At 40.1% G+C, this 23,566-nt stretch carries 21 protein-coding genes and 1 pseudogene; 8 read left to right on the top strand and 14 right to left on the bottom strand.

What is annotated here, in order from left to right; genetic code table 11:
- Positions 1-91: 91 nt before the first annotated feature.
- A complete protein-coding gene (locus H4J63_RS06270) occupies positions 92-850 on the top strand; it encodes a sulfite exporter TauE/SafE family protein (protein WP_182195338.1) in 759 nt (252 codons plus the stop codon).
- A 176-nt stretch (positions 851-1,026) separates the two neighbouring features.
- Here H4J63_RS06270 and H4J63_RS06265 read toward each other — a convergent pair whose 3' ends face one another.
- From H4J63_RS06265 to mnmC, 3 genes are all read right to left on the bottom strand, one after another.
- Entirely contained in the window at positions 1,027-1,662 is a 636-nt protein-coding gene (locus tag H4J63_RS06265; protein ID WP_182195336.1) for an NAD(P)-binding oxidoreductase, read from the bottom strand.
- A 181-nt stretch (positions 1,663-1,843) separates the two neighbouring features.
- Complete coding sequence (locus H4J63_RS06260) at positions 1,844-2,167, bottom strand: hypothetical protein (protein ID WP_182195334.1); 324 nt, start codon at positions 2,165-2,167, stop codon at positions 1,844-1,846.
- 67 nt (positions 2,168-2,234) lie between these two features.
- A complete protein-coding gene (gene mnmC / locus H4J63_RS06255) occupies positions 2,235-4,244 on the bottom strand; it encodes a bifunctional tRNA (5-methylaminomethyl-2-thiouridine)(34)-methyltransferase MnmD/FAD-dependent 5-carboxymethylaminomethyl-2-thiouridine(34) oxidoreductase MnmC (protein WP_182195332.1) in 2,010 nt (669 codons plus the stop codon).
- Positions 4,245-4,422: 178 nt separating this feature from the next.
- On the opposite strand from mnmC, the gene fabB reads away from it, so the two are divergent.
- Positions 4,423-5,634, top strand: coding sequence for a beta-ketoacyl-ACP synthase I (gene fabB, locus H4J63_RS06250; RefSeq protein ID WP_182195330.1), 1,212 nt, complete (start codon positions 4,423-4,425; stop codon positions 5,632-5,634).
- Between the two features lie 103 nt (positions 5,635-5,737).
- Here the strand turns inward: fabB and H4J63_RS06245 are convergent, their stop codons facing one another.
- Entirely contained in the window at positions 5,738-6,103 is a 366-nt protein-coding gene (locus tag H4J63_RS06245; RefSeq protein ID WP_165721357.1) for a hypothetical protein, read from the bottom strand.
- 51 nt (positions 6,104-6,154) lie between these two features.
- On the opposite strand from H4J63_RS06245, the pseudogene H4J63_RS06240 reads away from it, so the two are divergent.
- Both H4J63_RS06240 and ggt read left to right on the top strand, forming a co-directional pair.
- A pseudogene (locus H4J63_RS06240) lies at positions 6,155-6,696 on the top strand (GNAT family N-acetyltransferase; N-acetyltransferase).
- Positions 6,697-6,794: 98 nt separating this feature from the next.
- Entirely contained in the window at positions 6,795-8,468 is a 1,674-nt protein-coding gene (ggt, locus tag H4J63_RS06235; protein WP_182195328.1) for a gamma-glutamyltransferase, read from the top strand.
- A 48-nt stretch (positions 8,469-8,516) separates the two neighbouring features.
- On the opposite strand, the gene H4J63_RS06230 is transcribed toward ggt, so the two are convergent.
- The 9 genes from H4J63_RS06230 to H4J63_RS06190 all read right to left on the bottom strand — a co-directional run bounded on the left by H4J63_RS06230 (position 8,517) and on the right by H4J63_RS06190 (position 17,797).
- Entirely contained in the window at positions 8,517-9,359 is an 843-nt protein-coding gene (locus H4J63_RS06230; protein ID WP_182195325.1) for a Tim44 domain-containing protein, read from the bottom strand.
- Positions 9,360-9,522: 163 nt separating this feature from the next.
- A complete protein-coding gene (locus H4J63_RS06225) occupies positions 9,523-10,275 on the bottom strand; it encodes a DUF3379 family protein (RefSeq protein ID WP_182195322.1) in 753 nt (250 codons plus the stop codon).
- Complete coding sequence (locus H4J63_RS06220; RefSeq protein ID WP_032827217.1) at positions 10,275-10,832, bottom strand: sigma-70 family RNA polymerase sigma factor; 558 nt, start codon at positions 10,830-10,832, stop codon at positions 10,275-10,277. Before H4J63_RS06220 ends, H4J63_RS06225 begins: the two co-directional genes overlap by 1 nt.
- Before the next feature lie 61 nt (positions 10,833-10,893).
- On the bottom strand, positions 10,894-12,552 hold the full coding sequence (locus H4J63_RS06215) for a BatD family protein (protein WP_182195320.1): 1,659 nt from the start codon (positions 12,550-12,552) through the stop codon (positions 10,894-10,896).
- Entirely contained in the window at positions 12,546-14,477 is a 1,932-nt protein-coding gene (locus H4J63_RS06210) for a VWA domain-containing protein (RefSeq protein WP_182195317.1), read from the bottom strand. The genes H4J63_RS06215 and H4J63_RS06210 overlap by 7 nt, the downstream gene beginning before the upstream one ends.
- Positions 14,477-15,463 carry a VWA domain-containing protein gene (locus H4J63_RS06205; RefSeq protein ID WP_182195314.1) on the bottom strand — a complete coding sequence of 329 codons (987 nt, stop codon included), beginning with the start codon at positions 15,461-15,463 and terminating at the stop codon, positions 14,477-14,479. The genes H4J63_RS06210 and H4J63_RS06205 overlap by 1 nt, the downstream gene beginning before the upstream one ends.
- Complete coding sequence (locus tag H4J63_RS06200) at positions 15,456-15,890, bottom strand: DUF4381 domain-containing protein (RefSeq protein ID WP_182195312.1); 435 nt, start codon at positions 15,888-15,890, stop codon at positions 15,456-15,458. Before H4J63_RS06200 ends, H4J63_RS06205 begins: the two co-directional genes overlap by 8 nt.
- Before the next feature lie 2 nt (positions 15,891-15,892).
- Positions 15,893-16,837: a DUF58 domain-containing protein gene (locus H4J63_RS06195; protein WP_182195309.1), complete on the bottom strand. Its 945-nt coding sequence runs from the start codon at positions 16,835-16,837 to the stop codon at positions 15,893-15,895.
- A gap of 3 nt (positions 16,838-16,840) precedes the next feature.
- On the bottom strand, positions 16,841-17,797 hold the full coding sequence (locus H4J63_RS06190) for a MoxR family ATPase (RefSeq protein ID WP_004335627.1): 957 nt from the start codon (positions 17,795-17,797) through the stop codon (positions 16,841-16,843).
- A 306-nt stretch (positions 17,798-18,103) separates the two neighbouring features.
- On the opposite strand from H4J63_RS06190, the gene fadI reads away from it, so the two are divergent.
- The 3 genes from fadI (at position 18,104) to H4J63_RS06175 (ending at position 22,204) form a co-directional block, all read left to right on the top strand.
- Positions 18,104-19,414: an acetyl-CoA C-acyltransferase FadI gene (gene fadI, locus H4J63_RS06185; protein ID WP_004335629.1), complete on the top strand. Its 1,311-nt coding sequence runs from the start codon at positions 18,104-18,106 to the stop codon at positions 19,412-19,414.
- Entirely contained in the window at positions 19,414-21,621 is a 2,208-nt protein-coding gene (fadJ, locus tag H4J63_RS06180) for a fatty acid oxidation complex subunit alpha FadJ (protein WP_182195306.1), read from the top strand. Before fadI ends, fadJ begins: the two co-directional genes overlap by 1 nt.
- Before the next feature lie 73 nt (positions 21,622-21,694).
- Positions 21,695-22,204, top strand: a complete 510-nt coding sequence (locus tag H4J63_RS06175; RefSeq protein ID WP_182195303.1) for a GNAT family N-acetyltransferase — start codon at positions 21,695-21,697, stop codon at positions 22,202-22,204.
- 36 nt (positions 22,205-22,240) lie between these two features.
- Here H4J63_RS06175 and H4J63_RS06170 read toward each other — a convergent pair whose 3' ends face one another.
- Positions 22,241-22,627, bottom strand: coding sequence for an MmcQ/YjbR family DNA-binding protein (locus H4J63_RS06170; RefSeq protein WP_182195301.1), 387 nt, complete (start codon positions 22,625-22,627; stop codon positions 22,241-22,243).
- A gap of 194 nt (positions 22,628-22,821) precedes the next feature.
- Between H4J63_RS06170 and yeiP the strand changes: the two genes are divergently transcribed.
- The gene (yeiP, locus tag H4J63_RS06165; RefSeq protein WP_007580599.1) at positions 22,822-23,394 is read left to right on the top strand and encodes an elongation factor P-like protein YeiP; all 573 of its coding nucleotides are present in this window, start codon (positions 22,822-22,824) and stop codon (positions 23,392-23,394) included.
- Positions 23,395-23,566: the final 172 nt, after the last annotated feature.

Here is a 23,566-nt window from a genome sequence, read left to right as displayed (position 1 = left end):
AGGCTGATACCGCTTGCTATAAGTGTATGTTGTACCTTTAATTGTTTAAGATACTGCTACTTTAAAGTACCTAAATAGGCAGTGGAGTTTTATGGACTTTTTATTTCCCGACAGTATGTCTTTATTTTTGTTTTTATTGTTGATAATTACAGCTGGGTTTACTTCTTTTATATCTGCTGCATTTGGTGCGGGTGGCGGATTAATGCTGCTTGTTGTTATGGCGTCGTTTATGCCTATGGCAGTTGTTGTGCCTGTGCATGGTTTAGTACAGCTTGGCTCTAATGCAAATAGGTTTTTACTCAGTTTTAAGCATATTGATAAAAGCATGTTTGTATATTTTGCGTTAGGCGGCTTAGTAGGTGCGGGGTTATCAAGTTTTGTTATTGATGATATATCGCTTGATGCTATGAAGTTAGTGGTCGCTATTTTTGTTATTTATTTACTGTGGGGTAAAACGCCACCTATAAAATTAACCTCTAAGCTATGGCGTATGGTCGCCGGTGGCATAACGACTTTTATTTCTATGTTTGTGGGGGCAAGCGGGCCATTAGTTGGTAGCTGTTTATATATAAATAATTACGAAAAGTTAAAGTTTACGGCAACGTTTTCGAGCATTATGAGTGTGCAGCATTTATTAAAAGCCATAATTTATGGTGCTGTTGGTTTTAGCTTTTGGCAATGGATGCCGCTTGTAATTGCTATGGTGCTAAGTGGTGCTGTAGGTACTTGGTTTGGAATTAAATTACTTAAAAGTATGTCTGGGGATAAATTTAAGCGTATTTTTAGAGTCGTTTTAACGCTATTAACGCTACAACTCGGTTGGCAAGGTATTAAAATATTACTCCACTAATTTACTTAGTGGAGTAAATTTAACTTTATTAAACATAAATTACTTAAGCGAATTAAATAACTCATTGCCTAAAAACTACCGATGCAGAGCGATTACACTGTAATTTTTTGGCTTATCGATGAGCTATACTAATCTGCAATAATTTTTTATACGTTTAATTAAATTGGTATTAAAGCTTATTTAACAGCGGCTTTAATTGGTTTGTCGCCATCAAATAACTCAAAAATGCGGTTACTAATAAATGAGTTAGTCGCAATATGTAATAATGCATTGGCTACGTTTTCGCGGCTAATTTTAGCTTTTGAGCGGTCACTTGGTCGCTGCGTTGTTACTTGCATTGATGCGCTATCGTCAGTCAATGTACCTGGGCGAACAATAGTGTAATTTAAGCCACTATTTATTAAGTGCTCGTCGGCCATGTGTTTTGCTACTAAGTAAGGTTTTAAATCACCTTTAATTGAATCAGGATCGTCAGCACCAATTGAGCTGACCATAATAAAGTGTTTAACGCCGTGCTCTTTTGCAAATGTAGCTGCTTTTGTTGCTGCCCATAAATCAATTAGTACGGTTTTGTCATCGCCAGTGCTGCCACCAGAACCCGCTGCAAAAATTACTTGGTCACAGCCTTTCATTGCATCGCCAAAATCGCCTTCAAGATCTTGCTCAACAATAGTTAAAAAAGAGCTGCTTAAATCGCTTAGCTTGTTTTTGTCGCGAACTAATGCCACAACATTTTGCTCATTTTCTAAAAGTAGCTCAGTTGCCATTTTGCCTATTTGTCCGCTTGCGCCAATAATTAGGGTCTTACTCATAATTAACTCCTTCCAATAAATAGTAAAAGTAATGTGCTTACGAATAGACCTTGGGGTAGGGGATAATTTTTAAAGGGTAAAAGTGAGTTTAAATGAGCCAATTTAAAAAATACGTTAATTAAAATACGATGCTTAACTGAGCATTAAAATTAGCTGTTTTTATCGCGCTCTTTAGAACTTTTTATTCAACCATTATACCCACTTCGGTCACATAACTACGGCGATATAGACTAATACGAACCTTATGTTCTTGGTAATTATAAAACAAAGTACGATATGTATTATTGCCGTTTGTTTTTAACGGCTCTCCTAATTTTTGCTGATAAAAGCGAGCGATATCAGAAATTGAATCTGTTAAATAACCAGTGCGAACCATTGGGTATTCGCCGGCTACATCCATTGTTGTAACAAACTCTTCAGGAAGTGGGATTTCAGTGACGTTTTGGCTAAGTACATTAAACGATAGAGTGCATAGCAGTATTATTAAAAATGCTAAAGTTTTCATTAAAGTCCTTTAAATAATAAATTCCATTTATTGGTACTCATTTTACCTCAATAAGCACCTTTGTCATTTAAATTTTATTACGAATTAAATCTCGTACTATAAACCGAGCAGGGTGAATAGCTTGGCTTACACGTTCGCTTAATGGGCGAGGCTCGTTATTTAAACAGCTTACGAGATGTTCTGCACTTAGCGGTGCGCTACATAAAGCGCGGGCGCCAAAGCCGGTAAAAATATGTAGGCCTTGTTGTGGCTTATTGAGTTGCTCGTACTGATAGCGTTTACCTAAACGTAGATTAGCAAAGGCCATTGTATAATCACTTTGCTCACACCATTGCCCAGCCATTGGTAGGTGATCTATAAATGTGCATCGAACAGCTGCTTTTGCCGAGGTAATATTGCCAAGGGTAGAGGCAAATTCACTTTGCTTATAAAAGCTGAGTAGTTGCTCTTGGTTTAATTGGTTGTCGATCGCTGTAACTTGGCGGCTTTTGGTGTTTTTTTCAAACGTGGCACCCATACAGTGATGATCTAGATAAGCCGGTGTAAAATATCCTTTATGGCATAGCACTGTTTTAAGATTGCGTGATTGCTCACTTGCCTCAATATGTGAAACCTGACCGCGTACGCCCACTATAGGTAGCGCTTTTGTTTGCTCAAACGCATCGCTGTGCTCACCTGCACAAATAATTACATCGCTAAACGGGCCTAATTGCTCATCATTCGTTAATAAAAACCAACCGCTATCAGTTTTTTTAAGCTGCTTTATATTGCAGTTAAATACGCTTTTGAATGGGTTTATGCTATTTGCAGCGCTTAGCATAGCGTTTACTAATTGCGGCGGGTTAACCCAGCCGCCTTGTTCAAAATACACACCTGAATAACCTGTCGTTACGCCGGCTATTTCATCGCCTTGCTCTGCGGTTACGTTACGCATTAGCTGCGTTGGCCACAGTTGCTTTTGTGCTAAGTTTTCGTGCTTATCAGCTAGAGGTTTTTTCACTGCGTGTTGTAATACGCCGCACCAATCATAATCAAAACTAAAACCACTGCTAAGTAAGTTGTTATATAGGCGTTTGGCGTATAAAAAGCTATGTGCAAACAATTCACTGTGCGGCGAGTTTTTAGCCTGTAGGTGAGGGTAAATAGCGCCTTGCACATTGTGCGATGCCCCCATTGCAGGCTTTTCATCTTGGCAGAATAAGTGGCTGGTTATGCCTCGTTTAGCCAAGCTGTATAAAATACAGCTACTGGCAATACCACCGCCAATGACCGCTACGTTTTTTAAAGTGCTGCTATCTTGATTAAAATAAGCGGGGGGGGATTGAGCGTTATTAACATGTTTAAGTTGGCCAATAAGCATATCTTCTCTTTGATTAAAATATTTGGCTTTTTTAGTGCTAAAGCCAGCCTCTATTAATCCTCGTTGAACAAAGTCAGCGGCAGTAAAAGTCGATAAGGTTGTATTAGCTCTTGATATGTCAGCCATTGAGTTAAATAAACTTTGCTGCCACATATCAGGATTTTTACTTGGCTCAAGCCCATTTAAATACCAAGCATCAACAATACCTGTTTGTGGATAGCTCATTGCTTTTATTGATTCAAGCGCATCACCAAAGTATAAATCGAGAACAACACTGCCATTATTAAATTCGAGCCGGTGGCATCCTTCTAAATTAATTGGGTAGTTTACTGTTAGTTGCTCACTAAAATAATCTAAGGCAGGCCAAGCGGTTAATGCTTGTTTTAAGTCAGTTAATGTTAAGGGATACTTTTCAAACGAAATATAGTGTAGGCGTTTTACGCTTTTTACACATTCATTTTGAACTTGCATCCGCTCAAGGTGGTCTTTAAAGCGTTGCCACGTATTTAAAAAGTTTAAACCGGTGCCAAAATCGGTTTCGGCAATAACAAAATGTGATTGGTCATGATTTTGTAATCGTGCATCTATATTATTTTGCTCATAGTACACATAATGCGATTGAGCTAAGCCATCGTCATTAGAAAAATAAATATCACCGGAGTCATTAGTCAAAGGTGTACCTAAATTATTGATGTGACTATGTGCGTTTTTAATCATAATTTATTAAATTTATAGATATATTTTTAATTATTTTACGGGTTTTCTTTGTAATAGTCTGGCGTTATTTATAAGCTAGCAGTTCAGAGTACAAGTGTACGCTAGAAAGCTGACCACTTAGGTGATTAAATTCGCGTAAAATAGAATGCAATTAAGTATTAAGCTAAGGGAATTACCCATGAGAAGAGCTGTAATTACAGGTATCGGTGTTGTATCAAGCATTGGTAACAACAAAGAAGAAGTATTAGAATCGTTAAAAACGGGCAAAAGCGGTATCGCTTTTAACCAAGAATTTGCCGATTATAAGTTACGTAGTAACGTATCGGGTAAAATTGATATTGACGTTAAAGCACATGTTGACCGCAAAGCAATGCGCTTTATGGGCGATGCTGCTGCATATTCTTATATTTCGATGACTCAAGCAATTGAAGACTCAGGTTTGTCTGACGACCAAGTATCAAATGAGCGCACGGGTATTATTGTTGGTTCTGGTGGTGGTTCGTCGAAATGGCAGGTAGAAGCTGCTGATATTTTACGTGAAAAAGGCGTAAAACGTGTAGGGCCTTATATGGTGCCACGCACTATGGCGAGCACTACATCTGCTTGTTTAGCAACACCCTTTAAAATTAAAGGTGTTAACTATTCAATTAGCTCTGCATGTGCAACATCTGCGCATTGTATTGGTAATGCAGTAGAACAAATTCAATTAGGTAAGCAAGATGTTGTTTTTGCTGGTGGCGGTGAAGAACTACACTGGACATTGGCAATGGAATTTGACGCTATGGGCGCACTTTCTACTAAATACAACGAAACACCTGAAAAAGCATCTCGTACATACGATGCTAATCGCGATGGTTTTGTTATTTCTGGCGGAGGCGGTATTGTTGTAGTTGAAGAACTTGAACATGCACTTGCACGTGGCGCGCACATTTACGCTGAAATTGTTGGCTACGGTGCAACATCAGATGGCTACGACATGGTTGCTCCATCTGGCGAAGGTGCAGCACGTTGTATGCGCCAAGCTATGCAAGATGTAGATAGTATTGATTATCTAAATACGCACGGCACATCAACGCCTGTAGGCGATGTTAAAGAGTTAGGTGCGATACAAGAAGTGTTTGGTGGCAAATCACCAATGATCAGCGCAACTAAAGCAATGACGGGTCATGCCTTAGGTGCTGCAGGTGTTCACGAAGCTATTTTCTCATTATTAATGCTAGAGCACGGCTTTGTAGCACCTTCAATTAATATTGATGAGCTAGATGAGCAAGCGACAGGTTTAGATATTATTACTGAGCGTCGTGACGTTGAGTTAAATACTGTGATGTCTAATAGCTTTGGCTTTGGTGGCACAAACGCGACTTTAGTTATGAGTAAGTACAAAGGTTAATTTGAGCTTATAAGCCCTAAATATGTAAACACATGTCAGGGCTAAACTGCTTAAAACAAAAAAGGAAAGCCGAGGCTTTCCTTTTTTATTATCGAAAGTTAAATTAACCTTCGTTATGTTCTTTACGCGCTTGCTCAATTTCGTCAGCAATTTCTTGCGCTTTCTGCTTAGTTTTTTCAGTTAACTCGCCAGCAGCTTCTTTGCTTTTAATCCATGCATCAACCGCAATCTCTTTGCCGTCGTCGTACATGTCTAAGCCCATTGTTTTACTTTGCTCTAATAGCTCGTTTAAAGACTCATCATTTTTAAGATCGTTAGTTGTCTCTTTAACGTCGTTCCATGCATCACCAAGCTTTTCTTGCATTTGTGCGCTTTTATCTTTTGCATCTTCTTTTACTTCGGTGGCATCTTCACAACCAGTTAATGTAATTAAAGTGCCTAATAAAGCTAAACCTGCTAATTTATTCATGTGCTATCTCCTTTAGAGACTGATAATTAATTCGAGGCAGACTATACAACAATGAAAATGAACGCCCCCGTAACAAAACGATTAAATTTTAAATTAATGAGTGAGCACGATTGGCCTCAATTATTTGAACTCGACCAAGACCCAGCCGTAATGCAGTATTTAACGCGAGGTGTACCTACCTCTTTAGAGCAAATAAAAAATGAGGGAGTGCCTCGTATGCTCGCATATCGAAATGAGCTTAAAGGTTGGGGGCTGTGGAGTATCACTATAAAGCAAACCAATACATTTATAGGTTGGGTATTAATAAGGCCTATGTGCTTTTTTACTGATGCACCAAACTACAGTGATATTGAAATAGGCTGGCGCTTTAAGCAAGCAAGTTGGGGGCATGGTTATGCAACCGAGGCGGCTTTAGCATTATGTGATGAACTTATAAAGCAAGATGACGTTAAGGCGATAAGTGCAACGGCACTAAAAGATAATACGGCCTCTATAAAAATAATGAAAAAGCTAGGTCTGCAATTTATAAAAACTATACACATACAGATGAGCAAGGCGGCTTACCTGCAGTGCTTTATTCAAAAAGTGTTTAAAGATGATTAAATATCAACAGTATAAAGATTGACCTGTCCTTAAGTGACGTGCATTAATAAGAATGCGTAACTAAAAAATAATAAATTAAGGATGTTGTATGGGATTGCTTTTTTCACCAAGTAAATTAATCGTCAAAAGTGTGCTGGTTTTACAGTTCGCTGCTTTTAGTGTTTTAGCGCAGCCTTTATCGCAAAGTGCGGTAGCAATGCCTGACTCGTTCAGTGCCGATGCTGCTAAAAGTATATTAGAGCAAGGCGGTAATGCTGTTGATGCGGCTATTACGGCACAATTTGTACTTGCAGTAACGCTTCCTGAAGCCGGCAATATTGGCGGCGGGGGATTTATGCTTATTCAAAAAGATGGCAAGGGCGATTTTATAGATTATCGCGAAACAGCGCCAACAGCGGCTCATCGTGATATGTATTTAGATGAGCAAGGTAATGTTATTGCAAACAAATCAATATATGGTATTCACGCAAGCGGTGTACCTGGCAGTGTAGCGGGCATGTGGCTTGCCCATCAAAAACATGGCACTTTAAAGTGGGAAGAATTAGTACAACCAGCGGTAACGTTGGCTGAGCAAGGGTTTGTAGTTCCGCCTAAGTTAGCAAAAGGTGTGAGCAATTATATAGCCCACCTAAAAGAGCAAAAAATAAATGTAAACTTCGAAAAATACTTTGCTGATGTAAAAGCTAATAAAGTATTTAAGCAACCCGAGTTAGCGGCAACGCTAAAGCGTATCCGTGATAACGGCCAAGATGGGTTTTATAAAGGCGAAACTGCAAATATTATTGCTAAATTTATGCACCAACATGGCGGTATAATTAATCAAGATGATTTAAAAAATTATACCGCTAAATCACGTACACCTATTAAAGCGAGTTGGAATGGTTATGAAGTACTTACTTCTCCACCGCCGAGTTCAGGTGGTATTGCTATTTTACAGTGGCTTAAAATGTATGAGTTACAAAAACCAGATGCGGGCTTAGCGCATAACTCTACTCAGTATGTACACTTACTTTCTGAAATAGGTAAACGTGTATTTGCAGATAGGGCGGAGTATTTAGGCGATCCTGATTTTTTTGATGTACCAGTCAACGCATTAACTAATATTAACTACCTCAAAGAGCGCAGTAATGGCATTTCGTTAACCGCTATCTCGACTACCGAAAATATTAAACCGGGCCTTAAAGAAAGTGAGCAAACTACACACTTTTCAATCGTTGATAAAATGGGTAACGCTGTCGCAAATACCACCACAATAAACTTAGGGTTTGGTAGCGGTGTAGTTGTTGAAGGTGCAGGGTTTATTTTAAATGATGAAATGGACGATTTTAGTGCCAAACCAGGCGTTATGAATGTGTTTGGTGCAATAGGCGGCAAAGCTAACGAAATACAGCCGCACAAGCGTATGCTTAGCTCTATGACGCCTACAATACTCCTTAAAGACAACACCGTTAAAATGGTGACAGGCTCGCCTGGTGGCACAACAATTATTAGCTCTGTGTACGAGTCTATTTTAAATGCGGTAGAGTTTGATATGACTGCAGAGCAGGTTGTAAATAGCCCTCGTTTTCATCATCAACTGTGGCCTAAAAATATAATTAGAACACACATAGGTTTAACCGATAGCGTAAAAGCAGAGCTTACAAAAATGGGCTACACCATAGATGAGAATCACTTTGGTGACTTACACGTTATTATTAATAAAGAGGGCCAATTAGATGCCGCTTCTGAAGCATCAGGACGTGGTAAATCAATTGTTTTTTAAATAAAAAAAACACCGCGTTAAGAGCGCGGTGTTTTAAACAATATAAAATTATTGAGTATCAATTAAATCTTCAACACCCACTATTAGCCATGGAGCGTCTTCTGAAATTAGACGCTCTAAGTGCCAGATTTCTAAAATAGGCTCTTCTTTTTTATCGCCTAAATCACGGTACTTACCTTTAAAGCGAACACTAACCTGCCACGATTGCGTGTTTGTATCTGCGCGCACAAGTTCGGCATCAATAAACATCACTTCTGTTTCTACGCTTTGTATAGCTTCACGTTCAGCTTTAAACTCGGCAACAAGTGCAGGGCTTAAGTATTCAGCCATTGTGGAGTAATCGGCATTGTTCCATGCAGTTTGTAGCGTATGGTAATGACTACGGGCACCTTGCAAAAAGCCATTAACGTCAAAGTTAGGTGGTAAATTAAAAGGCACACTTTCACCTTGTGGGGCGCTGCTTGCAAAGCCTGTACTTGTTGGTTGCTCGATAGGTGCTTGTTTAAAAGCATTTTGCTGAGCACTTGTACTTGCACTGGCAAGTTGTGGGGCACGATTAGCACGTAAAAAGCCCGTTACTAGCTTAAATAAAATAAAGAGTCCGCCAGCTAATAAAATAATTTCTAATAGCTGAAAACCTTCAAAATCGTCGCCTAACATTGCTGCAATTAAGCCACCCGCTAAAAGCCCTCCAAAAACGCCTGCCATAATGCCTTTTTTATTTGATGTGGCTTTAGGTGTTGTTGTATCTGTTTGCTGTTTTTGCGCTGTTTGTTGTGTTGCAGGTGTCTGTCCGCGTTTACTACTGCCAAACTTTTTACGTGCGTGTGCATCAAAACTGGCAGTACATAATAATGCCAATAATGAAAAAATAACGATGATGTTCTTCATGAAATACCCTAATTAAAATCGAGCCGCGATTATAATTTACTTTCTTTAGAAATTTAATTAATTACTTTAAAAATCAGAGGTTTTGGGTATAAAGGGAGGGTTTATTAGAGGGTATTTAATAAAAAAACCGCTCAGTAGAAACTAAGCGGTAAATTTGTCTATTTTAAAGCCAACGAATTGCGCCAGTAACGCGTTCGTTATATGTATCTAGAGGTGCTCCAAGACTTGCCACTAAAATAGTATCAGCTTGTGAGCCACGATTAATGTGACCTTCAAAGCGCTCATCGCGGAAGCTGTCATCTCCAAAACCAAATGATTTATTTTCAGAAGGCACTATAAATACCGTCATTGGACCAAAGTCAGACTCAAATATTAAATGCAGTCCTTTTTCGCCTTTAAAATCACAAAACATGGCATAAGTTACAGCGCCAGGAAGCTCATCAAGGTGACCACCTAATACTGCAAGCTTGTCGTTAACGCTTTGTAGGCTAATGGGCTCTTTTTTATCAAGCGCATTAATTTCGTAATACACATGGGCAAGCGCATGCTCACCTGCTTCGTGTGCAATATTTTGCTCTGTACTAAAAAAGAAGGCACTAATCGCCACTACAAAAGACGCTGCTAACGCAAGATGTACACGATCAAACTTAAAACGCGATCGAGCATCAACCACGTTTTTACCAGTTGCTTGTTCTTCTTGGAGTGCTTTTTCTTTTAACGATGTGTTTAAAAGAATGCGGTCTGCAAGATTTTCAGGCACAGGTATATCTAAAGAATCTTGAATGAATTTATCAAAATCTTTCATATCGTTAATAAAACTTTGTCGCTCTGGGTTATTGTCAGCAAACTCCATAAGCTCCTTGTCAATGTTGTTTGGCTGCGCAATAGTGCGGCGACGAAACTCAAGTTCATCCATTATTTTGATGCCCCTTTAAGTTGTTCATCATCACGGCTTAAAGCCTCTTTAAGTTGATTTCTGGCACGGTATAAACGAGTCATTACCGTGTTTTTATTTAAATTGAGTATGCCTGCAATTTCTTCACCAGAGCAGCCCATTACAACTTGCAGTAATAATGGCTCTCGGTATTCATCAGATAGCAGTGCAATCTGGCGTTGAATTACCGTTTGTTCCATTTCATCGTCTAATGAATGGCTGGTCTCATCAACAAGCGTATCGTTTTCTACGTCGCTGTAATCAAACTGTTTACGTTCAAATCGGCGTGCGTTTTCTCTTCGTAATATAGTAAGCAGCCAGGGTTTAGCTGCCTTTTGATCAAGTAAAGAGTCGAGTGAACGCCATGCGCGTAAAAACGTTTCCTGTACTAAATCATCTGCTATGTGCGGATCACGGCATAACCAATAAGCAAAGCGATAAAGCTCTTTATTGTAAACGTGGACCAAGGCTTCATAACGCTTTTGTTTCTCTGCCATATCGATTAAGACCTGATTGTTTGATTTTTTCTTTCCAAGCATAAGCACTTTTTTAATTAAAAATTATTAGTTATTGCAAAAAAAGACCTAAGGTTCGTAGTTATTAATCATAAAGGTCTTTTAATACAGCTTGTTGCGACTTTGATGCCTGAGTTTGATAGATCTCAAGAATTTTAATAATAGCATTAAGATCCGTGTTTGCGCCTTTATTACTATAAAGTTGTGCCTGCAATTGGCTAATGAGACCGTTAAGCTCGCTGCTGTTTACGTGGATGCAGAGCTCATCAATCGCGCCAACATTTTTATGGGTCACCTTTACAGAAAAGTTATTTAATGCGGTGTAAAAGGCTTTCACATCGTGTGTTTTGGCTAATGCTTTAAGCTCATTTAAGCTTGGCTGAGAAGTACCACGGGTGTTTAGCTGTAATTTTTCAGTCGTATTTTTAGTAGAACGGCTTATTAAGTAAAAAATTACAGTACCAATCCATAAAATATACCCTAAAGCGGCAACAACTATTAACCAAAGAGGAGTATCACTTTTAGTTTCAATAGGTTGTGTGCCAGTTGCTTGATTCGAAATATTTTCAAGAGTAGGTGAATTATCTGTGCTGGGTTGTGGGTTTGCTATGGCTGTATTAGGCGCGGTAGTACTTGGCGTTACTGTAATAGTACGCTTTGGTAATGTGGCTAAGCTAATACGGTTCATTTTGGTATTAAACCAAGGCAGCTTTATTTCAGGCAAAGTATAAGTACCTGGTTTTTGCGGCAGTAAGGCATATGATGCCGTTTGCTGCGACACAACGCGTCCGTCTCGCACTGCATTGTTATTTTCTTTTTTATCAGGGTAGCTGCGTATGCCATCAATAGTAGGCATAGAGATTTCAGGTAATTGCTCTTTTGTAACTCCAAGCGCGGTAAGTGTAATAGTACGAGTTATAGGCGTACCTACTTCTACTGTGTTGTCGTTAGGTTGCCATTCTTCATCAAGGTTAACCAATTCGCTTGGTAACCATGCACCTTTATAGTCACTCGGGATTGGTTTTATTTCTACTTGCTGATCATCGCCAAGAGCAGATACCTCCAGTTGGCGGTAATTTTGCTGTACTCGCCCTTGAAACGCAGGGCCTGCAATCGTGTAGGCACCACTTTTTTGTGGCTGAATCAAATACTCACGAGTAATAACAAGGTAGCGTTTGCCATCAACCAGCTCATAACTCTCAGTTTGTTTACCTAGTTGGGTTAGCTGAGCATCTTCCATACTTGGTGTGCTTAAGCTGCCATCAAGCAGTTCTTTGGCAAGGTAGAGCTTAACAGTGTAAACACCGGCTTCTTGCACAAATAATGAATTACTTGAGAGCGACGTTTTTAAAAATATTTCGTTATTTTTATCTGCATCAACTGAGCGTTTTGCCACTTTTAATTTAATAGGTTGTGAGGTTAACCCTGCAACGCTAAATGCCGGTATCGTGTAATCACCTTCTGTACGGGTCATTAGTTTAACTGACCACGTAGTTTGTTTATTAATGCTGCCATTAATAATGTTGGTACGAGAGCTTAAGCTTGTTGGGCCTACAACAAAGTCTTTTAACAGCGATGAGGTGTCTGGTTGCTCGCCTTTAACTGTATCGTCTACCGATATATTAAGCATAAAAAATTCACCCGCTAATACAGGGTTTTTATCTACGCTGGCTTCTAATTTGGTGGCAGCCCACGAAGGCATCGCACTTAATAGCAATAAACAGCAAAATAATCGCATTACCATGATTTTTCGACTCCTGTAGGGCGACGTTTGTATTGTCTTTTTTGGGCTTCTAATTGCATTTTATTCCGTAATAAAATAGCCGGATCGTCCGGGACTTTTCTAAGTAGTTGATTAAGCTGTTGTGCTTTTTCTTTTTCTTCATTAGTGAGCTCACTTGCTTGGGCTTGCATCGCTTGTTGCTGAGCATTTTGTTTTTGCTCATCAGTGGCAGGTTGCTCACTTATTGCTTGTGGCTTACTTTGTTGCTGCTCATCCTCTTTAGGCTGATCAGCGTCTTTATTTTTCCCTTGTTTGCTTTGTGGCTGGGCTTGCATATCAGGCTCATTTTGCTTATCTGATTGCTCGCCAGGCTCACCTTGTTGATCTTTGGGTTGTTCAGATTCTTTATCTGATTTTTCATCGCTTGAGCTTTGACTTTCGTTTTCGCCTTTTTCAGAATCGCTTTTATCACCATTTTGTTGCTGATCCTGTTTTGACTCATCAGAATTTTGCCCTTGGTTTTGCTCATCTTTTTTCTGACTATCATCTTGGTCTTGAGAGTCCTCGCCGTCGCTTTGCTGATCTTGCTGGTTTTGTTGCTCTTGTTGATTTAGTAATTGCTCAACTAAGGCTTGGTTATCGGCTGCTTGCGTAAAGTCATCTTGTAAGGTTTGGGCTTGTTTGTACGCTTCAATTGCGTCCTCAAGTTTGCCAGCTTTGGCAAGGGCATTACCGTAGTTGTATAAACCGGTAGCCGACTTATCATTACTAAACTCATTAAGTGCAGCATCAAAATTACCTTGCTGGTATAGCGCCGCGCCTTTTAACTCACTCGATTGCGCCTGTGTTGCTGCATCGTATTCTTTATTATTGTAAGCCTCTAATGCACGTTGATCTGCATTTTGCAAAAGAGTAGGGAGCTCTACGGCATACGCATTTTGCTGCGGTAAAAAACCAAAAGCTAAAAAAGCCCCCAACAAGGCAGCGCGTCTAAATAAATACAAGCCAAATGGCAGTAATAACAAGAGTCCGTAAATACCTGCATCTATTCGCCAAAGCGCGTGGCTTTGTTTTTCGTCTTTCAATAATTCACTCTGCGCATTTGGAGCAAACGTATTTATGTCGTTATTGCTAGGTTGGTAACTAGCAAATTTACCGCCGCTGCTTGATGCTAAATTTTTAAGCTGAGAGGCATTAATTGTAGGTACTACAATTTGGCCGTATCTGTCTTTCAAAAAGCCGCCTTCAGGTAACTTAATTGGTGCGCCTTGAGCGGTACCTACACCATAAATATTTAATCTATATTGGCTGTTACTGGTAAAGCTACTCACGTCGCTTTGTTCTTGTTGGTCAATACCGTCGGTCACTAAAATAATGTCGCCATCAATATAACCTGCTTGTGTTAATAGCTCTTTGGCCATATCAAGACCCGCTAAAACGTTTGAGCCTTTGTCTGGCATTATTTCAGGGCTTAAGCTTGGAATTAAATTACTGAGTGTTGTGGCATCGTTTGTTAGTGGTGAAATTATATAGGCCGTGCCTGCGTAAGCTACAAGCGCGGTATCACCTTCTTTAAATAGCTCAATCATATCAAGCGCTTTAAAGCGTGATTGCATTAAACGATTTGGTAAAATATCGGTGCTGTACATTGAGTACGACATATCCATAACAATTACACGGGCACTTTTACTTTGAAATACAGGAACTTGTTTTTTCTCAAAACTAGGCCCAGCACTAAATAAAATGCCAAGGCTGCAAAACAAAGCAACTAACCAAAGTGGCTGGCTGGCTTTAGTGTTTGCTTCGCTCATTATAAATTGTGCTAAATGAGGTGCAATTAGCTGCTCACTGGTGGTTTTTTTATGCTTAATTAAGGCAACAAAAAATAATGCCACAGCAGGTATGAGTAACCATAAAAGAGCGGGGCGAATAAATTCAAAATCCATTAGTTTGGCTCCTTTAATGCACGCAGTGTACTAAGCATTACTTTTAAGCTAATAAGTAAAATAGCGATAAGTAACGGGTAGTAAAATAATGAGCTTTGTGGGCGAAATGTTTGTTCATCAGCGCTAATAGGTTCAAGCTTATCAAGCTCTGCGTAAATTTGTTGAAGGCCAGCTACATCTTTGGCTCTAAAGTATAATCCGCCAGTTTGCTCGGCAATCTTTTTAAGTAATCTTTCATCTAAATTACTGCCACTAGAGCCTCCCACATTAAAGAGACTAAAGCCGCGCGGATTATCTGAGCCAACACCAATGGTGTACACTTTAATACCTTCTTCGCGAGCTAGCAGTAGGGCATCTTCTGGGTTTAAATTACCAGCGGTGTTTTGTCCGTCGGTTAATAGCACCACAATTCGGTTACTTTCATCTTTATTGGCAAAGCGTTTTACCGAAAGACCCAATGCATCACCAATGGCTGTTGCGCGCCCCACTAAACCAATTTGCGCTTCGCTGAGCATTTTACTTACTGTTTTAACGTCGCGCGTGAGCGGGGTTTGTAAAAACGCGGTGTCGCCAAATAATATCAGCCCAAGCCTGTCGCCTTGACGTTGCTCTATAAAATCACTGAGTACAGCTTTTACCATGGTAAGGCGGTCAACATATTGGCCATTATAAGCCATGTCTTGTTCGGTCATCGAGCCTGATAAATCGACCGCTAACATTATATCGCGTCCTTCATTTGGTAATGAGATTGGCTCATCTAACCATGTTGGATTGGCAGCGGCAGTAACAAGTAATAACCAAATTATCCACTCGAAAGGGTTTAAACGTCGTGCGTGTGGCTCAATGCTTTGACTGGTTAAATTGTGCTTTGCAAAACTGGGTATACGTAAACGCGTACTGGCATTACTTACAGCGGGTTTTAATAGTAAAAGTAATAAAGGCAAGGGTAGTAATAAAAATAACCATGGCCAGCTAAATTCAAACATTTACTGACTCCTTTATTTTAAATTGCTTAATACCTTGGCGAAATTTTTCGCACAGTGTTGTATCTTTTTGGCTGGGGTTATACAAGCTTAGTATTTCTTGTTCTGTAAAGCTTAAACCGGTGAGTGTATTAAGTGTTGCGCACCATTTAGAGGTAGATTGCGCAGCAAGTCGCTTGTCGTAATATTCAATCACTAAACGTTTTAAAATAATATGCAGTTGCTGAGGGTTTTGCTCACTTTGACTCAATTGTATTGCGTAGCGTTTAGGCTTTTTAAATTTATGTTTTTTATAAAATATATAAATAGCTGCGCACAGTGCTAAAAACAGCAGTGCAATAATAACCCACCAAGCAGGGGCGAGTGGCCACCAATTAACTTGGCTTGGCGCTATTATATCGTGCAGGCCATCGAGTGGATTGGTTTGCATGGTTATTTTCTCACTAATTGCAGCTCAAGCGATGTTGCTGCATTGAATGATATTAAATTAAGACCCGATTTAGTTAGGCGATTAAAGCGTGCGCTAAATGCTTGCTCAGCATTTTTAGCAAAACGTTCTCTAAAGCTGTTATCCATTAATGGTAGGGCAAAGTCTTGACCATTTGCATTAACAGTAACGGCTTGCTTAAACGCAGGTAACTGATGCTCAAACGGATCGCTTATGTGGCAACCAATGAGCTCGCAGTGGCGGCTTAATATTTCGAGTTGCTTAAAGCTGGCATCATCCAGAGCATTAAAATCAGACACTAAATACACTAAGCTGCCTGGTTTTGCTAAATGATTAAGGCGCTTTAGGTTATCGCTAAAGTTGTTAGGGGCTGTTTTATCAATATTGTTGAGCGCTTGCTGGTGGTTGTCGCATAAATTATGACAAAGCTTAAGCACGGCTTTTTCACGGGCGCTGGGTTTTAGCTCTAAATGCGAGTGCTGATTAAACACAATACCGCCAATTCTATCGCCGCGCTGACACGCCGACCATGCAACAAGAGCGCTTATATGCGCAGCTTGCACCGACTTTAACAGTAACTTTGAGCCAAACAGCATTGAGTTAGAAAAATCAGTAAATACAAATACAGGACGCTCTTTTTCTTCTTGAAAGAGCTTTGTGTGAGTCTCGCCGGTACGCGCAGTAACTCGCCAATCAATAGAGCGAATATCGTCACCTTGCTGATAATGTCGCACTTCGGCAAATTCCATTCCTCGGCCTTTGTGCGGTGCAAGGTATTGTCCTGTTAAGGTATTTTTTATTTTTACCTTAGGGGCAAGTTCAAGCAATTGCGCTTTGGCTTTGTAATACATCAGCTCTTTGAGTGCTAAATTAACACCGTGGCTATGGCTCTGTTTGAGCCATGCTTGGGTTTCTAATTGTTTTTGCATAACTTATGGTACGGCTACAAGTTCAACTATACGGCTTATTACTTGATCTTTAGTAATGCCATCGGCTTGGGCTTCGTAACTTAAAATAATGCGATGACGCAGTACGTTATGCACAACAGCTTGAATATCATCAGGAGCTACAAAGTCACGGCCTTGAAGCCATGCATGAGCACGAGCACATTTATCAAGTGCTATTGTTGCACGCGGACTTGCACCAAACTCAATCCAGCTACCTAGTTGCGCATCTAATTTAGCGCCTTCACGGGTGGCAATAATAAGTTGTACTAAATATTGCTCAAGCGGCTCTGCTAAATAAAGGCCTAATATTTCTTTACGAGCTGCAAATAAATCGCTTTGACTAATTTTTTGCATTACTGGTTGTTGCTCGTTAAGCGCTTCGCCACGTGTTAAACGTAGTATATCAAGCTCATGCTCTGCGCCAGGGTAGCCAATACTTAGGTGCAGTAAAAAGCGATCCAGCTGGGCTTCTGGTAACGGGTAAGTCCCTTCTTGCTCTAGCGGGTTTTGCGTTGCCATAACTAAAAACAGTTCGCTAAGCGGATAGGTATTTTTACCCACGGTAACTTGTCGCTCTGCCATGGCTTCTAATAGTGCTGATTGTACTTTGGCTGGTGCACGATTAATTTCGTCAGCTAAAATTAGGTTGTGAAAAAGAGGGCCTTTTTCAAATACAAACTCGCTAGTTTGTTGGCGGTAAATATCGGTACCTGTTACATCAGCTGGTAATAAATCTGGCGTAAACTGTACGCGCTGAAATGAGCCTTCAATGCCTTTAGCAAGTGCATTAACTGCACGTGTTTTTGCAAGCCCAGGAGGGCCTTCTACTAATAAGTGACCATCAGCTAAAATAGCAATAAGTAGCGCTTGAGTAAGCTCTGGCTGGCCAATGATTTGTGTATCTAAGTACGTTTTTAATTGTGAAAATGCGTTAGCTGCCATAATAAGTGGACTGTCCTCGTCAGCTGGGTTTGTACCTAATAGTGTTAGGTGATAAATACTGACCTATTTATAAGGTTTATAATTGGGTAACTCAAGAGTTAGACTGTATTTTTTAAAATAGTTCGTTATTTTTTAACGAATTTTAGCGTACCACAAAACTTTGTAAATGCGTCTAAAAAAGCCTATTGTGATAGTCGTAATTAAACACTGTTTATATAAATTTGTGTTTATCTATTGGCTTTAGGGCACGGGTTGTTTAGAATCGAGGAAAACAAACAGGTCAGACCTGTCAGCGGGAGAGCATAAATGTCTGAGCAAAACATACTAAAAACACCAAAGGGCGACCGTATTGCCATCGTTAGCGGCTTACGTACACCTTTTGCAAAACAAGCAACAGCGTTTCACCATGTACCTGCACTTGATATGGGGAAATTGGTGGTTAACGAAATGCTTGAACGATTAAATTTCAATAAGTCAGAAATTGATCAACTTGTATTTGGTCAAGTAGTACAAATGCCAGAAGCGCCAAATATTGCACGTGAAATTGTATTGGGCACAGGTATGCCTGTATCGGTTGATGCATATTCTGTATCGCGCGCATGTGCTACCAGCTTTCAGGCTATTGCTAATGTAGCTGAGTCTATTATGGCGGGATCTGTAAGTGTAGGTATTGCAGGTGGCGCAGATTCGTCATCAGTATTGCCAATTGGTGTAAGTAAAAAGCTAGCAGGCAGCTTAGTTGATTTAAATAAAGCGCGTACGCTTGGTCAACGTTTAAAAATATTTTCAAAACTGCGTTTAAAAGACTTATTACCAGTGCCTCCTGCAGTTGCAGAGTACTCAACAGGCCTTTCAATGGGGCAAACTGCTGAGCAAATGGCTAAAACACACAATATTAGCCGTGAAGATCAAGATGCGTTAGCGCATCGTTCTCACTCACTTGCAACGCAAGCATGGGCTGATGGTAAGTTAAAAGATGAAGTAATGACGGCGCATTTACCGCCATATAAAAGCTTTATTTCAGAAGACAACAACATTCGTAAAAACTCAACGGTTGAAGGCTACGCCAAGCTTAAACCTGTTTTTGACCGTCAGCACGGTACTGTTACCGCTGCAAATGCAACACCATTAACTGATGGTGCAGCGGCCGTACTTATGATGAGCGAAAGCAAAGCAAAAGCACTTGGCTATGAAATACTAGGTTACGTACGTAGCTTTGCATTTTCGGCAATTGGCGTAGAAAAAGACATGTTAATGGGCCCAGCTCATTCAACGCCTATTGCACTAGATAGAGCGGGTATTACGCTTGCTGATTTAGATTTAATTGAAATGCACGAAGCGTTTGCATCGCAAACACTTGCCAATATGAAAATGTTTGCCTCAGACAAATTTGCACAAGAGCATTTAGGTCGCAGCAAAGCAATTGGCGAAATTAACATGGATAAGTTTAACGTTAACGGCGGCTCTTTAGCATATGGTCACCCATTTGCAGCAACAGGTGCACGCTTAATTACGCAAAGCTTACACGAGCTTAAACGTCGTGGTGGCGGTTTGGCATTAACAACAGCGTGTGCTGCTGGTGGTTTAGGTGCAGCCTTTGTATTGGAGAGCGCGTAATGACTGATTCAGTATTTAATTTAGCGGTAGATGAAAACAAAATTGCCGTAGTAACGATTGATGTGCCAGGGGAGAAAATGAATACCCTGCGCAGTAGTTTTGCCGATGACTTAAAAGCATTATTAGAAGACGCTAAGTCGCAAAATGTAAAAGGCATGGTATTTATAAGCGGAAAAACCGATAACTTTATCGCGGGCGCCGATGTAAAAATGCTTGATAGCGTTCAAAAGCGTGATGATGCTTTAGCTATTAGCGAACTATGCCATCAGGCATTTTTTGATATGACAAAACTGCCATACACAACAGTAAGTGCGATTCATGGCGCTGCATTAGGTGGTGGTTTAGAGTTTGCTTTAGCGTGTGACTACCGTGTTGGTACCGACAGCGATTTAACAAAAATTGGCTTACCAGAAGTGCAACTTGGTTTACTACCAGGTGGCGGCGGTACGCAGCGCTTAACTAAAATTGTTGGTATTCAAAAAGCACTTGAGTGGATGCTAACAGGTAAACAAATTCGCCCTAAGCAAGCTAAAAAAGCAGGCGTGCTTGATGACTGTGTACCACACAGTGTGCTGCTAAAAGTTGCAAAAGAATTTGCGACTAAGAAAAAGCCACAAGCAAAAGAGCCAAAGCTCGACAATATTAGTAAATTACTAGAGTCAAACCCGTTTGGCCGTAACTTTATCTTTAAAAAAGCTAAAGAAAACGTACTTAAAAAAACGGGCGGGCACTACCCAGCACCACTCGCTATTATTAAAGCTGTGCGTGCTAGTGTAGAGCTTGATGAGCTAAAAGCGTATAAAACAGAAGCTGAAAGCTTTGCAACACTTGTAATGAGTGACGAATCGAAAGCGCTTCGCGGTATTTTCTTTGCAACCACTGAAATGAAAAAAGAGTGGCGCAATGATGACGCACCCGCAATTAGCAAGACTGCTGTTTTAGGTGGTGGACTAATGGGCGCAGGTATTGCGCACGTAAGTGCTGTTAAAGCTAAAGTACCGGTACGTATTAAAGATGTAGCAGAGCAGGGCATTAGTAATGCAATGAGCTACACCTACAAAATTTTAGACAAGCGCCTTAAGCGCCGTATTATGTCTAAAGCTGATATGCAGTTAACAATGAACCGTATTACAGGTACAACAGACTACAGCGGCTTTAAACACATTGATTTAGTAATAGAAGCTGTGTTTGAAGATCTTGCGCTTAAGCAAGGTATGGTTGCCGACGTAGAGCAGCAATGCCAAGAAAATACAATTTTTGCTAGTAACACGTCATCATTACCAATTTCGCAAATTGCAGCGCAGGCAGCACGTCCTGAAAATGTAATTGGCTTACATTACTTTTCACCAGTAGAAAAAATGCCATTAGTGGAAATTATTCCACACGAAGGTACATCTAAAGAGACTATTGCTCGCGTTGTTAACTTTGCACGTAAGCAAGGCAAAACGCCAATTGTTGTAAAAGACATGGCCGGTTTTTACGTAAACCGTATTTTAGCGCCTTACTTAAACGAAGCTGCTAATTTAATGCTTGCGGGTGAGCCAATTGAAAAGATTGATGCAGCCCTAGTTGAGTTTGGCTTTCCGGTAGGCCCGCTGGCTCTACTTGATGAAGTAGGTATTGATATTGGCTCCAAAATTGCCCCAATTCTTGAAAAAGAATTAGGCGAGCGTTTTAAAGGCCCTGATGCATTTATGCGTATGATTGATTCAAAACGCCTTGGCCGTAAGTCTGGTCGTGGTTTTTATGAATACGATAAAAAAGGCAAAAAGGTTGATGAGTCAGTTTACGAACTATTGGGTGTTACCCCAGCTCCACGTTTAAACAAGAGCGAAATTGCTAAGCGTTGTGTATCGCAAATGCTTAACGAAGCAGTACGCTGTTTAGATGATGGCATTATTGCCAGCCCACGTGATGGCGACATCGGTGCAATATTTGGTATTGGTTTTCCACCATTTTTAGGTGGCCCGTTTAGCTATATGGATAAATTAGGCGCGAGTAAAATAAGCTCTGATATGTCTACATTAGCTAACAGCGATGCTAACTTTGCACCATGTGAATCACTGGTAACAATGGCAAGCTCTGGTGCTACTTTTTATAACGCAACACATGTTGAGGTTGTAGCTCCTGAAGTACAAAGCACTGAGTCACAAGAGCAAAGTGTAACTGAGCCTGAAGTTATTAAAGAGATTGAAACGAAAGAATAAAGTTTCTGCTATCTAAAAAAACCGCATTTAAATGCGGTTTTTTTATAGTTTTTATAAATAAATGAGGAGCTTAATGACATTATTTACACAAAGATTGAGCATGTACCAAATGGAAGAATCTGATTGGCCTCTTTTTCTTGCGCTTCATCGCGATCCTCAAGTCCTCAAGTATTGTTTTGATATGCCAATGGAGTCACTGGTAAGAAACCGCTTTGAGATACGCTTGCCTAAGTGGAATGCTAAATCACGTCATCCCCTGTGTTTACTCATTATTAATAATCAAACAAAACAACCTGTGGGTGTTACAGGTTTTGCCTATGACGGAGAAACCGCAGAGCTTGGTTATTTATTATTGCCAGAGTATTTTAATAAAGGCTACGCGACAGAATCCCTAAGAGCTGTGATTGACTGGGCTTGGAAAGAATGTGGTATTAGGCAGTTTAAAGCAGTCGTAACGCGTGGCAATATTGATTCTGAAAAGGTGCTTGGTAAGTGCGGTTTAACCCATACCGATACACTTTTTAAAGTGCATACAATAGGCGAAAAGTTATATGACGATTTAATTTATACGCTTAAGGTGTAGGGTTTTAATGGGCTAGTAGCCTAGCCCAAAAAGTGTTTACAAGTGAAGTGAAATAGCTTTTCGGTCTTTTTCTGGCATGTTTTCTACGACTAAATTAAATGAGTTATCAATCATTCTCTCAATTTCACTTTGTGCAATTGTGCCGTCTAAAATTACTGTGTTCCATAAGCGTTTATTCATATGGTAACCAGGGATCACTGCCGGGAAAATATCACGCAATGATATTGCTTCATCAGGATCGCACTTTAAGTTAAGCCACCAAATAACCTCACCATCATCATTAGTTTGACCGTCATTGCCAATAGCAAGAGTCGCAAACATTTTATGATTCACTTTATATACATCAACCTCTTGCGCAAATGGTTTTGTAACCTGAACAAGTGGTTTTTTAACTAAATACTCATGTACTTTTTTCTGGTCCATGATCCATTCCTTGAAGTCATACTCGGTAAAGCTACCATAGCAGTTTTTTTCACATTTGATTATATGTATTTTAGTATAAATTAAAATTTTACAAGCTAATACAACATGTAGCGTAAAACCAACGTAATTTTAGTTGAACAAAATCCAGTTCGTGGTATGTTTCTGGCAATCAAAAAAATAATAGGAATTCACACATGCCAAAGGCGAGTGATGTTAAAAAAGGTACTGCTATTGACTTCAATGGCCGCGTTTTAGTTGTAAAAGATATTGTGCGCTCTGTGCCGCAAGGTCGTGCTGGTGGTAGTTTATACCGTATGCGTTTATACGATGTGGTAACCGGTGGTAAAGTTGACGAAACATTCAAAGACAGTGACATGCTAACGCTGGCTGATTTAACACGCCGTGAAGTAATGCTATCGTACATTGATGGTGACGAGTATGTGTTCATGGATAATGAAGATTACACGCCTTATAACTTAAGCAAAGATGCTATTAGCGAAGAAATTTTATTTGTTAATGAAGAAACGCAAGGCGTACACGTCATTGTTATTGATGGCGCGCCAGTAGGACTTGATTTACCATCAAGTGTTGAACTTGTTGTTGAAGAAACAGACCCATCTATTAAAGGTGCATCTGCAAGTGCTCGTTCAAAACCTGCACGTATGTCTACTGGCTTAAATATTTCTGTGCCAGAGCATATTTCAACAGGTGACCGTATCCGTATTAATACTGTTGAACACAAATTTATGGGTCGTGCTGAAAAGTAACTTGTAAATTATAATTTTAAAAGCCGAATCTGTGTTTAACAGCTTCGGCTTTTTTGTTTGCCCAGCGAAGCTGGCAAACCCGATAGGCTGAAAGATGCCTTATTACCCTGACTAAGGGGAAGATAATCTGAATGGCAAGGGCGTCACTGGCCAACGGTGGGGTCTGAAGGAA

This window comes from Pseudoalteromonas sp. 5Ae-yellow (assembly GCF_014077565.1).
Classification (GTDB): Bacteria; Pseudomonadota; Gammaproteobacteria; order Enterobacterales; family Alteromonadaceae; genus Pseudoalteromonas.
Note: the sequence above shows the minus strand (reverse complement) of the source record. Positions and strands in the feature narration are given on the sequence as shown.

What these genes read in the sequence shown, in the direction of transcription:
- H4J63_RS06270 (WP_182195338.1), top strand. Translation starts at nt 92, where the DNA reads ATGGACTTTTTATTTCCCGACAGTATGTCTTTATTTTTGTTTTTATTG.
- H4J63_RS06265 (WP_182195336.1), bottom strand. Translation starts at nt 1,662, where the DNA reads ATGAGTAAGACCCTAATTATTGGCGCAAGCGGACAAATAGGCAAAATG.
- H4J63_RS06260 (WP_182195334.1), bottom strand. Translation starts at nt 2,167, where the DNA reads ATGAAAACTTTAGCATTTTTAATAATACTGCTATGCACTCTATCGTTT.
- mnmC (WP_182195332.1), bottom strand. Translation starts at nt 4,244, where the DNA reads ATGATTAAAAACGCACATAGTCACATCAATAATTTAGGTACACCTTTG.
- fabB (WP_182195330.1), top strand. Translation starts at nt 4,423, where the DNA reads ATGAGAAGAGCTGTAATTACAGGTATCGGTGTTGTATCAAGCATTGGT.
- H4J63_RS06245 (WP_165721357.1), bottom strand. Translation starts at nt 6,103, where the DNA reads ATGAATAAATTAGCAGGTTTAGCTTTATTAGGCACTTTAATTACATTA.
- ggt (WP_182195328.1), top strand. Translation starts at nt 6,795, where the DNA reads ATGGGATTGCTTTTTTCACCAAGTAAATTAATCGTCAAAAGTGTGCTG.
- H4J63_RS06230 (WP_182195325.1), bottom strand. Translation starts at nt 9,359, where the DNA reads ATGAAGAACATCATCGTTATTTTTTCATTATTGGCATTATTATGTACT.
- H4J63_RS06225 (WP_182195322.1), bottom strand. Translation starts at nt 10,275, where the DNA reads ATGGATGAACTTGAGTTTCGTCGCCGCACTATTGCGCAGCCAAACAAC.
- H4J63_RS06220 (WP_032827217.1), bottom strand. Translation starts at nt 10,832, where the DNA reads ATGCTTGGAAAGAAAAAATCAAACAATCAGGTCTTAATCGATATGGCA.
- H4J63_RS06215 (WP_182195320.1), bottom strand. Translation starts at nt 12,552, where the DNA reads ATGGTAATGCGATTATTTTGCTGTTTATTGCTATTAAGTGCGATGCCT.
- H4J63_RS06210 (WP_182195317.1), bottom strand. Translation starts at nt 14,477, where the DNA reads ATGGATTTTGAATTTATTCGCCCCGCTCTTTTATGGTTACTCATACCT.
- H4J63_RS06205 (WP_182195314.1), bottom strand. Translation starts at nt 15,463, where the DNA reads ATGTTTGAATTTAGCTGGCCATGGTTATTTTTATTACTACCCTTGCCT.
- H4J63_RS06200 (WP_182195312.1), bottom strand. Translation starts at nt 15,890, where the DNA reads ATGCAAACCAATCCACTCGATGGCCTGCACGATATAATAGCGCCAAGC.
- H4J63_RS06195 (WP_182195309.1), bottom strand. Translation starts at nt 16,837, where the DNA reads ATGCAAAAACAATTAGAAACCCAAGCATGGCTCAAACAGAGCCATAGC.
- H4J63_RS06190 (WP_004335627.1), bottom strand. Translation starts at nt 17,797, where the DNA reads ATGGCAGCTAACGCATTTTCACAATTAAAAACGTACTTAGATACACAA.
- fadI (WP_004335629.1), top strand. Translation starts at nt 18,104, where the DNA reads ATGTCTGAGCAAAACATACTAAAAACACCAAAGGGCGACCGTATTGCC.
- fadJ (WP_182195306.1), top strand. Translation starts at nt 19,414, where the DNA reads ATGACTGATTCAGTATTTAATTTAGCGGTAGATGAAAACAAAATTGCC.
- H4J63_RS06175 (WP_182195303.1), top strand. Translation starts at nt 21,695, where the DNA reads ATGACATTATTTACACAAAGATTGAGCATGTACCAAATGGAAGAATCT.
- H4J63_RS06170 (WP_182195301.1), bottom strand. Translation starts at nt 22,627, where the DNA reads ATGGACCAGAAAAAAGTACATGAGTATTTAGTTAAAAAACCACTTGTT.
- yeiP (WP_007580599.1), top strand. Translation starts at nt 22,822, where the DNA reads ATGCCAAAGGCGAGTGATGTTAAAAAAGGTACTGCTATTGACTTCAAT.